This is a genomic window from Actibacterium naphthalenivorans, from assembly GCF_014196965.1.
GTDB lineage: Bacteria > Pseudomonadota > Alphaproteobacteria > Rhodobacterales > Rhodobacteraceae > Actibacterium_A > Actibacterium_A naphthalenivorans.
On record NZ_JACIEQ010000001.1, the window covers coordinates 1,512,436 to 1,525,458 of the forward strand.

The 13,023-nt window shown below is 62.7% G+C and carries 12 protein-coding genes; 9 read left to right on the top strand and 3 right to left on the bottom strand.

The window, feature by feature from the left end:
- Positions 1-329: 329 nt before the first annotated feature.
- The 4 genes from GGR17_RS07460 to GGR17_RS07475 all read left to right on the top strand — a co-directional run bounded on the left by GGR17_RS07460 (position 330) and on the right by GGR17_RS07475 (position 4,673).
- The gene (locus GGR17_RS07460; RefSeq protein WP_054540218.1) at positions 330-1,304 is read left to right on the top strand and encodes a SphA family protein; all 975 of its coding nucleotides are present in this window, start codon (positions 330-332) and stop codon (positions 1,302-1,304) included.
- A gap of 114 nt (positions 1,305-1,418) precedes the next feature.
- A complete protein-coding gene (locus GGR17_RS07465; RefSeq protein ID WP_054540217.1) occupies positions 1,419-3,035 on the top strand; it encodes an FAD-dependent oxidoreductase in 1,617 nt (538 codons plus the stop codon).
- A 95-nt stretch (positions 3,036-3,130) separates the two neighbouring features.
- The gene (locus GGR17_RS20545; RefSeq protein ID WP_157445627.1) at positions 3,131-3,787 is read left to right on the top strand and encodes a c-type cytochrome; all 657 of its coding nucleotides are present in this window, start codon (positions 3,131-3,133) and stop codon (positions 3,785-3,787) included.
- Positions 3,788-4,166: 379 nt separating this feature from the next.
- The gene (locus tag GGR17_RS07475) at positions 4,167-4,673 is read left to right on the top strand and encodes a nuclear transport factor 2 family protein (RefSeq protein WP_054540215.1); all 507 of its coding nucleotides are present in this window, start codon (positions 4,167-4,169) and stop codon (positions 4,671-4,673) included.
- Between the two features lie 96 nt (positions 4,674-4,769).
- Here GGR17_RS07475 and GGR17_RS07480 read toward each other — a convergent pair whose 3' ends face one another.
- Complete coding sequence (locus GGR17_RS07480; RefSeq protein ID WP_054540214.1) at positions 4,770-7,325, bottom strand: helix-turn-helix transcriptional regulator; 2,556 nt, start codon at positions 7,323-7,325, stop codon at positions 4,770-4,772.
- 476 nt (positions 7,326-7,801) lie between these two features.
- On the opposite strand from GGR17_RS07480, the gene GGR17_RS07485 reads away from it, so the two are divergent.
- The 3 genes from GGR17_RS07485 (at position 7,802) to GGR17_RS07495 (ending at position 9,642) form a co-directional block, all read left to right on the top strand.
- On the top strand, positions 7,802-8,680 hold the full coding sequence (locus GGR17_RS07485; protein ID WP_082386709.1) for an alpha/beta fold hydrolase: 879 nt from the start codon (positions 7,802-7,804) through the stop codon (positions 8,678-8,680).
- 115 nt (positions 8,681-8,795) lie between these two features.
- Entirely contained in the window at positions 8,796-9,242 is a 447-nt protein-coding gene (locus GGR17_RS07490) for a hypothetical protein (RefSeq protein WP_054540212.1), read from the top strand.
- Positions 9,232-9,642 carry a MaoC family dehydratase gene (locus GGR17_RS07495; RefSeq protein ID WP_054540211.1) on the top strand — a complete coding sequence of 137 codons (411 nt, stop codon included), beginning with the start codon at positions 9,232-9,234 and terminating at the stop codon, positions 9,640-9,642. The genes GGR17_RS07490 and GGR17_RS07495 overlap by 11 nt, the downstream gene beginning before the upstream one ends.
- A 43-nt stretch (positions 9,643-9,685) precedes the next feature.
- Here the strand turns inward: GGR17_RS07495 and GGR17_RS07500 are convergent, their stop codons facing one another.
- Positions 9,686-10,543: an NAD(P)H-binding protein gene (locus GGR17_RS07500; RefSeq protein WP_054540210.1), complete on the bottom strand. Its 858-nt coding sequence runs from the start codon at positions 10,541-10,543 to the stop codon at positions 9,686-9,688.
- Between the two features lie 119 nt (positions 10,544-10,662).
- Here GGR17_RS07500 and GGR17_RS07505 point away from each other — a divergent pair, with 119 nt between their 5' ends.
- Positions 10,663-11,052, top strand: coding sequence for a winged helix-turn-helix transcriptional regulator (locus GGR17_RS07505; RefSeq protein WP_054540209.1), 390 nt, complete (start codon positions 10,663-10,665; stop codon positions 11,050-11,052).
- Between the two features lie 27 nt (positions 11,053-11,079).
- Here GGR17_RS07505 and GGR17_RS07510 read toward each other — a convergent pair whose 3' ends face one another.
- Positions 11,080-11,805 carry an alpha/beta fold hydrolase gene (locus tag GGR17_RS07510; protein ID WP_082386708.1) on the bottom strand — a complete coding sequence of 242 codons (726 nt, stop codon included), beginning with the start codon at positions 11,803-11,805 and terminating at the stop codon, positions 11,080-11,082.
- Between the two features lie 388 nt (positions 11,806-12,193).
- On the opposite strand from GGR17_RS07510, the gene GGR17_RS07515 reads away from it, so the two are divergent.
- Positions 12,194-13,015, top strand: a complete 822-nt coding sequence (locus GGR17_RS07515; RefSeq protein WP_054540208.1) for an SDR family NAD(P)-dependent oxidoreductase — start codon at positions 12,194-12,196, stop codon at positions 13,013-13,015.
- Positions 13,016-13,023: the final 8 nt, after the last annotated feature.

Consider the following 13,023-nt stretch of genomic DNA (forward strand, 5'->3'; position numbering starts at 1 on the left):
GCGGCGCTTTCGATTGCGCGAGAAACGGCGCGGTCCCCGGCAAGGGGGCCGCGCTTTTGTTTTGGGCGGGCGTCAGCCGAGCACCTCAGAATGATATTCGTACCCGGTTTTTTTCATTGTCCGGCCAGCCTTACAAAGATCCGCCAAGCCGTCAGAATTGCACGACAATTCGAAAAATCACCCCTAGGATGAGCTCCCCTTGCGGCTCTCCACCCTATCTTTCGGCAGGTCGCGGCGCGCCTCCCAGCCGTAAAGTCAAAGCTCAATAAGGCAATTTGTCGCAGATCCGTTAATTCAAGTGACTTTTTACGAATGCCAGGGAGGAAATTATGATCCGGAGCAAGATTCTTACACGGCTGTGCGCCCTCATGTTTTGCATGGCACAGCCCGGCGTTGCGCGTGCAACAGAGGGCGGACAATTCTATGGTCCGATCGGCGGCGTCGATCAGCGCGCGGCCCTGATCCCGCAACCGGGAACCTACGGGCTGTTCCAATATGTGCATTCCCGGTCAAAGGAATATGTCGGACCGGATGACAAAACCCATCCCGGCATTCCCGACTTCAAGCTTGATTTCGACATGCCGAACCTTTCCATTCTGCATGTCTGGGACCGCACGCTCTGGGGCGGCAACGTCGCCTCGATCCTGTCGGTTTCCTATGCCCGCTCCTGTGCCGCGATGGGGGCGGGCGAGGTGTGCGAATCCTCTGTGTTCGATACATATGTCGAACCGCTCTACTGGGGCCGCCATCTGGGGCTGAAGGGGGCCAGGCCCCCCTCGTCCGATCCCGCCACATGGCAGCTGCCCTATGGGCTGAGCGTTGGCGTGGGGCTGGCGTTCATGGTGCCGACCGGATCGTACGAGGTTGGACGCATCACACAAACCAGCGGCAACGCGCTGATCACCATCCCGCATGTGGATTTCACCTATGTGACCGGCAAGGGAACCGAGTTCAGCGGAAGGATATCCTACAACATCTCGCAAAAGAATGACGACGCGGGATACAAGAACGGCGATGTGATCGGCGGGGATTTTTCGATCTCGCAGTATTTCGGGCTGTGGCAGATCGGGCCAAGCCTCACGTTGGCCCGGCAGCTGGAGGATGACAAATCCGACGATCCGCTGATTGCGGCGTCAATGCTGGATGGTAACAGGATGACCCTGGTTCAGCCCGGCCTGGTGTTCACGCGGTATTTTCCCCAGAAGAACCTTGTCACTTCGCTAAAGCTGGTAACCGACCTTTACGATGAGAACCGAACCAAGACCGATTACGGTTTCGTTCTGCGCGTCGGTTTCAAGTTTTGAAACGCCCCGTCCCTATCTTCCGTCGGGTTTTGGATGATTGCTTCTTTAATACAGTTGATACCATCGGATTTGCAAAAAAGAGCAGTCTAACTGTCTGCACCATGGGAGGAAAACATGAACAGTTCCAAAAACCGCGCCGGGATTGCGCGGGGTGACACGGATGCCGGCGCCGCGCCGGAAGAGCGGCTGCGCCGCCGCGATGTACTCAAGGCGCTGGGGGCTGCTGCGGCTGTCGCGCCGGTCGGGGCGATGGCGCAGGCGGCGCCGGTTTCTCCGCCCGAAGAGTGGCATGACGAGGCCGATGTTATTGTAGTTGGCATGGGCGGCGCCGGTGCCTCGGCCGCGCTGGAGGCGACGGCTGCGGGCGCAAGCGTGATCGTCCTGGAGAAAGGCGCGGAGCCGGGCGGCGCCACGCGCTTCAGCGGCGGCGTGGTCTATGCGGCGGAAACGACAGTCCAGAAGGCTGCCGGTCTCAACGACACAAAAGACGACATGTACCAGTTCCTGATGAATGTCGGAGGCAAAAGCGTGGTGCCAGAGCTGGTCCGGGCCTATGTCGACAACGCGACACAGACCGTCGAGCGGCTGATCGAGCTTGGCGTCGAATTCCCGCCCGAACAGCTTTATCAGAGCGGGCTGGAGCATATGGAGGAATATGCGTCCACGCTTCCCGCGCCAATTCGGGGCCATTCCCCCGTGGGCGCGGGCTATGGCGTGTTCACCACCCTGCGCATGGCGGCCGAGGAAAAGGGCGCCCGCGTCATGCTGGAAACCCCGGCGATCGAGATTCTGCCCAACGAAGACGGTGTGGTCGGCGGGGTTAAGGCCAAGACCAAGGACGGCCGCGAGATCAACATCCGCGCCCACAAGGCCGTGATCGTGACTTCGGGCGATTTCAACCGCAGCCCCGAAAAGCGCCGCGCCTTTTCCAACATGGCGATCGCCGCCGAACCCATCGGCCCGCTGAACCACACCGGCGACGGGCTGACGATGGCGCAGGCCTGGGGGGCCGATCTGATGGGCACCTATGCCATCGCGGGCATTCCCGCCCCCGAGGGCAAGCCGGTCATGTTCACCTTCTACCTGCCGAAATACCCGACGGCGGGGAACGCGGCAAACGTGGCGGTGAATTCGCGCGGCAAACGCTTCTTCAACGAAACCGTCGGCTATCCGATCGCCAACCGAGAGGTGTTCTATCAGCCGGGTAATTTCGCCTGGACCGTGTTCGACGAACGCGCCCGGACCTCGGAAATGGGTGTGCTGTTCCCCGGCTTTACCGACCCCACCCAGACCTGGAGCCACGATCTGGCCGAGGAAGAGGCACAGGGGCTTGTGTTCAAGGCCGACACCTTCGGCGAGCTGGCGCAGAAGATGGGCGTGGATGCAGACGTGTTCGAGGCCACCATGCGCGACTACAACATGCACGCGAAAAACGGCAAGGACCCCGAATTCGGCAAGACCGAAAAGCTGGGAACGGTCGATACCGCGCCATTCTACGCGATCAAGACCCGGCCGGGCATGCTGATCAATGCCGGCGGGCTGCGGATCGATACCCAGGCGCGCGTGGTGGATACCTATGGCAATCCCATTCCGCGTCTCTATGCGGCGGGGATGTCGATCACCGGCGGCTTCAGCGGCGATATCGTGGCGGCGAGCGGCTATAGCGTGGGCCTTGGCATCACTTTCGGCCGGATCGCGGCGCTGAACGCCGTAACTGAAACCAGCCTGTAAGGCCCCGTTCGGGGCATGGCTGCCTGATTGGCACTGGCGGGCGCGAAGGGCTTTCGCGCTCGCTTTTCCATGAAAACAGCAGAGAGCTCAAACCTGTGCCAGAAGTATTTCCACGGCTGAAACCACAGCCGCGCGCATTCGCCCGCAGCTTTGCCCTGTGTCTTGTAATCTGGGGGGGTGTCGCCCCCGTCGCGGCGCAGCAGGCGCTGCCCGATCCGCAGGCGGGCGGGCGGCTCGCCCTGCAGCGATGCGCAAGTTGCCACACGGCGGATGGCAGCCGCGGCATGCGGTCGATTCCGATCCTGCAGGGGCAGAGCGCCGATTACACGATCAAGCAGCTGAATGATTTCAGGGCCGGGCTGCGGCTGAACTCGGTGATGCAGGGCCTCGTCGGCGGGCTGACAGAAAGCGACATCCGCAACATTGCCGCCTTCTACGCGCAAAAGGAGTTCGCCCCTGCGCCGCCCCCTGATGCCGAACAGGCCGCGCTGGGAGAGGCGATCTTTCACGAAGGTATCGAGACCGACGACAGATCCGTGACCGCCTGCGTCGCCTGCCACGCCCCGGACCCGGACGCCCGGCCCGAGGCGTCGCCCGATCTGCACGGCCAGCATGCGGCCTATACCGCGCAGCAGCTTCGAGCCTTCCGGGATAGAACACGCACCAACAGCGAGGACATGTCCGGGATCATGGGCGGGGTCAGCGATGACGAGATCGAGGCCATCGCGGCCTATCTTGCGGGGCTGCGCTGACGGTGGCCAGCGAATTGAACGGACGGGCGGATTTGGCCTCTGGGCGCCGTCGTCCGGCGCGCTTGGGGGCCTGATGAAAAACTTTCCGGTCCGGGTGAAAATCCCCGACGCTAGATAGGTCCAAGATGCGCGTTACCTGACTACTCCATACACAGGCGAAGCGGTTCTCAGGGCCGCCGGGCCCGAAATGTACACGAGACTACCGAAGATGGTCGCCGCTATGACAACGAGTTGAACAGGTTGATGCCCCGGGATTGTTTGACAGCAAGTCACGGGGGCCGCTGGCCTGAGATTTCGGTGATTTGGCTTTTGCACCACCTCTTACGGAGAATGCCGGGACACGAGATGTGTTGGTAGCGTTAAATCAAGGGAGAAACCAATGACTACACTTGAAGACTTCACACTCTCAGAAGAAAAAAAGGCGGAAATCTGCAACGGCCTGACCGCGCCGCAGGAAAAGGCCGTGCGTCACTGGATGGCACTGCACGAGGTTCTGAACCGTGGCGATTTCGACGCCGTGGATGATTTCTTCCACCCGGAGATGACCTACAGCAACCCCAACCGTCCCGACCTGAGCACGTATGACACGTGGAAAACGTCGCCGATGAAGCTGTACGAACTGTTCCCGCCCTGTGTCTACCGCACCGTTGGTGCCTGGGGCCGTGGCGATGACGAAGTTACCGTTCTGTGCCACCACTGGGGCAAGCACACCGGCGGCACTTATTACGGCAAAGAGCCGACCGGCAATGAGATCAACGTCTGGTGGTATTCGACCCTGAAGATGAAGGAAGGCAAGATCTTCCACATCTATTCGATCTCGGACATTCTGACCATGGTCATGGATCTCGAGGTCATCCCGCGTCTGCCGGCCAACCCCTACGGATAAGCCACGGCCATAAAGACAACGAAAAACACCGGCATGAAACCATGCCGGTGTTTTTTTGTGCGGACGGCAGAGGGCGATCCCGCCTGCGCCGGCTGCCTACTGAAGCAGCCCGAACTGCCGGGCACGGTCCACGGCGACCGACCGGCGGCGGGTGCCCACCTTGTCGTAAATGCGCTGCATGTACCATTTGACGGAGCCTTCGGTCAGGCCCAGCCTGTCTCCGATCTCGCGGTTCCGCAATCCCGAGGCGACAAAGCTGAGAATCTCCAGCTCGCGGCCCGTCATCTTGCCGTCGATCCCTGTCTCCTGATCGGCAAGATCGTCCACCTCGACGCTGGCGCGCGTGCCCATCGCGATGGTGAAGGCGTTCAGCACGTCATAGGCGTAGAGATCGACCGGCAGGTTGGTCATCGGCCCGCTGCCATAGGCATCTTCCAGAAGCTGCTGGATATGCGGACCCTCATCCAGAAAGATCCGGACGCTGCGGCCGTCCAGCGCCGCGAGCAGCGCATCGCGCAGGCTGCGCTGAGCGGCACGGGTATCGCAGGCCAGCACCAGAATCTGGGCGCGGATCAGGCTCCAGCGCACCAGAGAGCGCATGGCGCCGCGATGCTGGCAGAACTGCTTCCACCGCTGCGACAGGGCCAAAGCGTCGTTCAGATTGCCTTCGGAGATCAGGATGCGGGCACGGACCAAGGCACGCGCCTCGTCGGTCGTGCTGCTGTTGATGTCGGGCTTTAGGGCATTCACGTCGGTCGGAATACCTTCGAGAAGGGCCAGACGGGCCGCACGTTCGATGTTCCCGCTGCGCAGAAGGATACGGACCTTTTCGGCCAGCGCCTTCATCTGCATGCGCTTCAGCCCCAGCTCCAGCCCCACGGAGCGGGCCAGATCAAGCGTCTTGATCGCGCCGGCGCTGTCGCCATCGTTGAAACTGATGCGGGCCGACACCAGGTACCCCGCGAGCAGCTCGTCGGCGAAAGCGAAGGCGCGGGCGAGCGGCAGGTATCTGTCCACAAGGGATTTCGCCCGCGACAGCTCGTTGCGCTCATAGATCACCTCGGCCAGGGGCAGCGCGGCAAAGGCCGCGATCGCGGTGTCCTCACCCGCGAAATCCAGCGCCTGCCCATAGCCGAATTCCAGCGCCTCGATGGCGGCATCATTGTCGCCCTTGGCGAACCATGTCTTTCCGACGATGGTTTTTTGCGAGATGAAGGCGAACTTGTGCTGAGACTGGCGCCCGATCGTACGGGCGCGGGCTTCGTTGCGTTCGAAATCCTGCAGCCTGAAACGCTCGCGCTGCGCCCGGATCTGCTGACCATAGACCGTGCAGGCAAGAAAGGTATGCTCTTCGTCGAACTGCTTCATCAGGGTTTCGGCGATCTCGTCAACGGTCAGAAAATCGTCCGTGGCTCCCGCCAGCATCATGCGACGGTGCAGCGCAAGAAAGCGCAACTCTGCCTCGACCTCGGCGCAAAGCCCCTCGGCGGCCCGGTTTGCGATCCACTCTTCCGCCTGGGCGATCAGCCGGCGGGCCTTGTCGAAATTCAGGTTGCGCAGCTCCATCCAGGCAATCGCAAGCTGTATGCGCGGATGGCCGGCAATGGTTGCCTTGTCCAAGGCTTTTGCCAGCTCAAACACATAAAGGATCTTGCCTTCGTAGATCAGCTTTTCGCAGGAATCGTCCAGCAACTGGGCCAGCCAGGCCTGCTCGCCGGACCGGACGGCGTGATCCAGCGCCTCCACCACCAGGCCGATCCTGTGATAGCTGCGGCTGGCCATGATGTGGCTTTGGGCGATCCTGTCGGGGTCGATGTCGGTCAGGCGGCGCAGGAGGAACTCTGCGAAAAGGCCGTGATAGCGGTACCACATGCGCTCTTCGTCCAGGCTGATCAGGAACAGCCCGGCGGCCTCGATCCGGTCGAGCATCTCGCGCGCGTCCGTGCCGCCCGTCATGGCGTTGCACAGGTCGGGGGTGAACCGCTCCAGCAGGCAGGTCGCCAGCAGGAAATCGCGAACATCGGCGGGTTGCGCGCCGAATATGTCTTCGGCGAAAAAGTCGGCGACGATGCTGTTGCTGCCGGAAAACGACACGTCCAGTATCGCCCCTTTCTGATTGCGCACCATGTTCATGGTTGCCAGCCGCAGGCCGGCGGCCCAGCCTTCGGTCTGCTCTACCAGGGCAGGGGCATCCTCGGCGCAAAGCCCATCCACGCTGGACGCCTTCAACAGCGCACAGGTTTCCTCGGCGGTGAATTTGAGCGCATCCATCCCGATCTCGCTCAGCTCTCCTTGCGCGCGCAGCCGCGCCAGCGCCAGATTCGGCGCCTCGCGCGATGCCACGACGATATGCGTGTTCGCCGGGATCCGGGTCAGAAACCGCTGAAACACCCGCAGATCCTCGGGCTGCAAAAGATGCGCGTCATCCATGAAGAGCGTCACGTCGCGCTCCAGCTCCGCGAGGCAATCGGCGCAGGTCACCAGCTGCTCCTCGGTGGTGACGAAACTCTTGTCCTGTCCGCGTTCGTTCAGGGCATGTTGAAATTCGGGCACGTTATGTGCAAGGCTCGCCGCGATCTGGGTCATGATGTCACTCAGATACCGGTCGAGAGACAGCCAGGCCGTTCTTTCGCCCCGTTCGCTCAGCGACATCCGCCATTGCTGGAGCAGGGTCGTCTTTCCATACCCTGCGGGAGCGCGCACCAGAGACATGCGTTTCCGGCCCGGCATAGGCAGGTTTTGGATCAAACGGGGCCGCGGCACGATGCCGGATCCCAGACGTGGTGGCAACAAAGCCGTCTTTACGACAGTCATATTATCTCCTCCCTTGGCACCACCGGCTCCCATCCGGCGATGATCTTTTTTGTATCTTATTATATATTTTTTACAAGACGCGTACGAACCCCGCCTCGCAACACTGTTGGTCCGCGCCTGATCGCCCTTTTGTTCTCTGGCCTTGGCAAAGCCGGTTGCGATCGAACACCTGACTTGCTTTCCTACCGTGAGACAGGTGTCGAAGCGAGGAGAAGTTCCTAGCCTGACAATATACCGGCTTGACAGGTGTGCGTTCCGTGCAAGATGCCAGTGGCAGTAACGCAGGCGCCGATTTTTACTGACGGGAGAGACGTTTGGCAGTCGTTAAGAAACATTCAGACGCGGATGCTGCCGTCGTATCGGGCCATATCAACGTACCTGACGGGTTCCGGCTCGCCGTGGATCTTGCCGGAAATCCCTGGCAGCACCGCGTGCTTTTTCTGCACGGGGGCGGACAAAGCCGGCGCTCGTGGCACCGGGCGATCCGCAATATGGTCGGCAACGGGTTTTCGGTTTTATCCTATGATCTGCGCGGACATGGCGACAGTGATTGGGCCCCGGACGGCGATTATTCGCTCGATGCCCATGTGCGTGATCTGAAAGCCATCATCGAATCACTGCCGTCGCGCCCCAGCATCGTGGGCGCCGCGTTCGGCGGCCGGGTCGCGCTGGAGGCCACCGCCGCGCTGGGGCCCGATCTTGTGCGAAATCTGGTGCTCGTGGATCTGGCCCCGCGGCTTGATCCGGCCGGCATAGAGCGCGTCAGATCTTTTTTCCGGGTAAGCCGGGATGGGTTCGACAGCATCGAACAGGCCGGTGCGGCACTGGATCAATATGCCGAGCGCAGTATGACGCGGAATTTCTTCAAGCTGCGCGGCCTGCTTCGGATCGGGCCGGATCAGCGGTTCTACTGGCGCTGGGATCCCCGGGTCGGGTCGGATGGGTTTTTCACCCCGCCCGATCTCGAGGCGCGGCTTTCGGAATCGGCGGCCCGGCTGGCTGTGCCGACGCTGCTGGTGCGCGGCACCGACAGCGATCTGGTCACGGATCAGAGCGTCGCGCATTTCCGCGAATGTCAGCCCGCGGCCGAGGTTGTCAGCATTCCGGGCAGCGGACATCTGATGAAGGCGCAGGATCTGAATGTTTATTGCGCGGCGACCCTGGCGTTCCTGAAAGCAAACACCGGCAGGTGATACGCGGCCTATCGGCAGGCAGGTGTGCCGTGGCGAGCGCCGGGTTAGATGCGATGCCGCACCCTCGCGGAACTTCGTTTTCTGCGGCTGACGTGAACCCAATGCAGGAGCCCACATGACAATACCGGATCTTCCAGATGTCGCCGGCTATTCGCTCGACGGTGAGACATACACGATCGAGAGCGACGAAAACCGGGACTTGTGCGAATCCCTGGGCGTTGCCCCCGACCCCGAGGGAAAGGCACACCCGATCTATTATTACATCGCCACTCAGGTCGCCATGGGCGAAACCGTCGCCGGCCTGTGCAACGTCTGCGCCTTCGATATCGAGGACGGCCCGATGATGGGCGGCAGCAACCCGTCGTTCAACGCGCCGCTGATGGTGGGCGAACCCTATCAGGTGCGCGGCCAGATCGACAGCATCGTGCGCAAGGAAAGCCGCAAGCTGGGGATCATGGATATCATGACCTATACGCTGCATCTCGACCGGCTGAACGGCGAACGCATGTGCTCGGCCACGAATTCCTGGATCTTTCCGCGGGGGCAAAAGAATGAAGATTGAAATCGGCGCTGAGCTGCCCGCCTATCGTATCGAAAGCGTAAGCCCCGAGACCATGAAGGTCTGGGCCCCGATCCTGCGCGACCCCAACCCGATCCATCTGGACCGCGAGGTCGTGAAGGCCAAGGGCCTGGGCGAGCGGCTGATCAATCAGGGCCCGATCAACGTGGCCTATGTGATGGATATGCTGATGCGCAATTTCCCGCAGGGGCGGATCGTTTCGATGACCAACCGCTTTGTGGACAATGTCTATGAAGACGACGCGGTCGAAGCCACCGCGACGGTCACCGGCGTTGAGCAGGCCGGAGATGAAACCCGCGTCTCGTGCGATTTCGCGCTGAAGGCCGACGAACGCAGCGTGGTCATTTCGGGCACGGCCGTGGTGGCGGTACCCAATACCTGACAGGTTGAACGGGCCCCGCGCCATGGCAGGGCCCGCCAAATGCCTAGGACGCCGCCAGCGCGGCTTTCAGGGCATCGCGGAAGCTGACGGGCGGACGGCCTGTCAGCTTCTCGACATCCCCGGTGACGATGTCGAACCCGCCCATGGCAAAGCCCTGCTGGATCGCCACAACCGCATTGACGATATCCTCAGGCAACCCGGCCTGCGCCAGCCCGCCGCGCAGGTGCTCTTCGGGGATGGCCATGAAGGTGACCGGCTGGCCAAGCACCTCTGAAATGATGGCGGCACGTTCTGCTCCGCTCAGGCTTTCGGGGCCGCAGGCGGCATAGATCGCCCCGTCGTGCCCCTCGCTTGTCAGGATGCCGGCGGCGGCGGCGGCGACATCGTCGCGCGACACGAAAGCCACCTTGTTTTCCGCAAGCCCGGTCAGCGGTACGCCCGCGCCGGCCGACATCTTGGCCTCGTCCGCCAGGGCCTCGGTATAGTAGTTCATGCGCAGGATCGTCCATTTCGGCGCTGTCTGCATCAGCCGCTGTTCCGACGCGAAGTAGGGCGCCCAGATGTGGGGCTCGGGCATCTTGCGCGTGCCGGTGCCCGAGATCAGCACGATATGGCCCACCCCGGCGGCGACGGCCGCGTCGATCGCGGCGACGTTCTGGCGGGCGCGGACGCCCTCGCGCACATCGGCGCTGGGGATCAGCACAAGCGCGTCCAGACCGGCATAGGCCTCGGACAGGCTTTCGGGTTTGTCATAGTCGCCGAAACGCCCCTGCGCCGGGGCGGCCACGTTTTCAGGGGTGCGCGAGACGCCGATGATCTCGGCCCCTTCGGCGCGCGTGAAAAGTTCGGAAAGCAGGGTTCCGCCAAGATGGCCGCTTGCGCCGCTGACACCGATTTTCATGGGATGTTCCTTTTCATGAAGATAACAATTTGTTCGTAACGATTACATCGTTATTGCCTTTGCCGCACAAGAACGCACAAGAATGTGCGTATCGCCCCCGAACCGACAACGGAGAGACCATGGCCCAGATCACACCGCAGAACGGCCCCGCCGATGGAGCCGAAACCGACTGCCGCGCCTTGGGCCGGGTGCTTGAGCGGATCGGCAACAAGTGGACCGTGATGGTGGTCGGCGTGCTGTCGCAGGGGCCGATGCGGTTCAACGCGATCATGCGCACCGTGGATGGCGTGTCGCACCGGATGCTGACCCTGACCCTGCGCGGGCTGGAGCGCGACGGGCTGGTAACGCGCACGGTCTATCCGACCGTGCCGCCGAAGGTGGAATATGCGCTGACCGAAACCGGCCAGTCGCTGATCGTGCCGCTGAGCGCGCTGGCCCGCTGGGCAGAGCAGAACCGCCCCCGGATCACGGCGGCGCAGGCGCAGTATGACGCCGCGCAGGAAAGGTGAGCCGGGGCAGGTCACGGCGGCCCCGGGTCAGCTTGCCGCGATATCCATGATCAGTTTGGCGGTGCCTTCGGGATCGCCCACCAGCAAGGCGTGATCGCCCGGATGGCTGTGCATGGTCCAGCCCAGCTCTTTTGCGCGGGCGTGCATGGGCACCATCATCGTATGCTCGGCGGCGATGTAATCGACCGGAACGCTGAGTGCTTCGGCGCCGACCTCGACCGGGCAGACGGTGCAACGCAGGGGCATGTCCGACAGGTGATCCAGCAGCCATTCCTGACGCTCGGGCGGCATCAGGAAGGGGTGCTCCTTGGCCATGCCGCGCTGCATCTCGTGCACGCCCGACCCAATGGGGCCCTCGCCTGCGGCCAGCATGGTATCCAGCTTTTCGACCTCGTCCGGGGCCATGCCCAGCAGGGCATTGATCCGCTCGCCGCTGTTGGCAACGATCGCATCCAGATAGATCACGCGCTTGATGCGGTCGGGCTGGGCCTTGACTACACCGGGGGCGACGGTGCCGGAATAGCTGTGCGCGACCAGAACGACGCCTTTCAGGTCTTCGGCCTCAAGCAGGTTGGCGATGTCCTGCACATGCACCGCGTTGGTGATGTCTCGGCTCATCAGGTGCACATGTTCGGCAAAGCCGGTAAAGCTGGGCGTAAAGACCTCGTGGCCCTCGGCGCGCAGCAACTCGCGCACATATCTCCAGGTCCAGCCGCCCATGCCGCCGCCATGCATCAATACGAATGTGGTCATTCTTGCCTCTCCTGATCTGCGGACCCGTCCCCCTGGGGCCGGATCGCGGCAAAGGCTTCGGCGGATTGCGCCTGCCCTGTGCCAAGGTCTCCTCCCGCGTTTTGCGGATCATGCGACGGGCAGGGCGCTGCTTGCCCGCGCGTGGATACCATTGCGTCTATCCGGCGCGCCCTCTCCTGTCGCCCGATAGGCGCGGGCGAAAAAGGGGCTGTTGAAGGGGCCGGGGGCGCGTTTTCGCTCGGCCGGGTGAAAATGGCATTCCGATGGATAGGTGCGAGACAGGCCGCCGGGGCGTCTGTTTCGGGGCACAGTGCACTACCGCCGAGTCGTCGCGCGCCGGTCACGGCGCACCGCGACAGGCGAAACGAACAAACCAAGGGAGATGAGAATGGCACAACTTGACGGCAAAGTGGCGATCGTAACCGGAGGCGGATCGGGCATCGGGGCGGCGGCGGCGCTGCTGATGGCGCAGCGGGGGGCGAAGGTCGCCGTTGTCGGGCGCCGGGTCGAGAGCCTGGAAAATACCGTGGCTGCCATCACCGGGGCAGGGGGCGAGGCGCTGGCCGTGCCCGCCGATCTTGAGCAGGAAGAGACGGTGGCCACCATGGCCGCGACGGTGGCCGAGAAATTCGGCAAGATCGACGTGCTGGCATCGAACGCGGCGATGACCGATCCGGGGTTCATGGCGCAGGACGCGATGATCACCGATATGGAGGCCGCGACCTGGGACAAGACCATGGCGGTGAACCTGCGCGGCGCGATGTACTGCTGCAAGCACGTGATCCCGCACATGATTCAGGCCGGTGGCGGCTCGATCGTCTTTTCCAGCTCGGGCAAGGGGTTGCAGGGCGATCTGACCAACCCGGCCTATGGCACGTCGAAGGCGGGGCTGAACAACCTGATGCGCTATATCGCGACTCAATACGGCAAGCAGGGCATCCGGGCCAACGCCGCCGTGATCGGCCTCGTGATGACCGAGGCGCTGAAGGTCGGTATGCCCGAAGAGGCGCGCAAGATGATCGAGGAGCACCACCTGACCCCCTTCATCGGCACACCCGAGCAGGTGGGCGAGGTCATCGCCTTCCTGGCCTCGGACGCCGCAGGGTTCGTCACTGGCGCGGCCGTGCCCGTGGATGGCGGGTTCACCGCGCATTCGCCGATCTTCGCGGATATGATGCGGATGTTCGCCGCAGATCAGCCCGAGGGCTGAACGAAGAA

Excerpts from the sequence above, each read along its gene's own strand:
- GGR17_RS07460 (WP_054540218.1), top strand. The coding sequence starts at position 330 with ATGATCCGGAGCAAGATTCTTACACGGCTGTGCGCCCTCATGTTTTGC.
- GGR17_RS07465 (WP_054540217.1), top strand. The coding sequence starts at position 1,419 with ATGAACAGTTCCAAAAACCGCGCCGGGATTGCGCGGGGTGACACGGAT.
- GGR17_RS07475 (WP_054540215.1), top strand. The coding sequence starts at position 4,167 with ATGACTACACTTGAAGACTTCACACTCTCAGAAGAAAAAAAGGCGGAA.
- GGR17_RS07480 (WP_054540214.1), bottom strand. The coding sequence starts at position 7,325 with ATGTCGCTGAGCGAACGGGGCGAAAGAACGGCCTGGCTGTCTCTCGAC.
- GGR17_RS07490 (WP_054540212.1), top strand. The coding sequence starts at position 8,796 with ATGACAATACCGGATCTTCCAGATGTCGCCGGCTATTCGCTCGACGGT.
- GGR17_RS07495 (WP_054540211.1), top strand. The coding sequence starts at position 9,232 with ATGAAGATTGAAATCGGCGCTGAGCTGCCCGCCTATCGTATCGAAAGC.
- GGR17_RS07500 (WP_054540210.1), bottom strand. The coding sequence starts at position 10,543 with ATGAAAATCGGTGTCAGCGGCGCAAGCGGCCATCTTGGCGGAACCCTG.
- GGR17_RS07505 (WP_054540209.1), top strand. The coding sequence starts at position 10,663 with ATGGCCCAGATCACACCGCAGAACGGCCCCGCCGATGGAGCCGAAACC.
- GGR17_RS07510 (WP_082386708.1), bottom strand. The coding sequence starts at position 11,805 with ATGACCACATTCGTATTGATGCATGGCGGCGGCATGGGCGGCTGGACC.
- GGR17_RS07515 (WP_054540208.1), top strand. The coding sequence starts at position 12,194 with ATGGCACAACTTGACGGCAAAGTGGCGATCGTAACCGGAGGCGGATCG.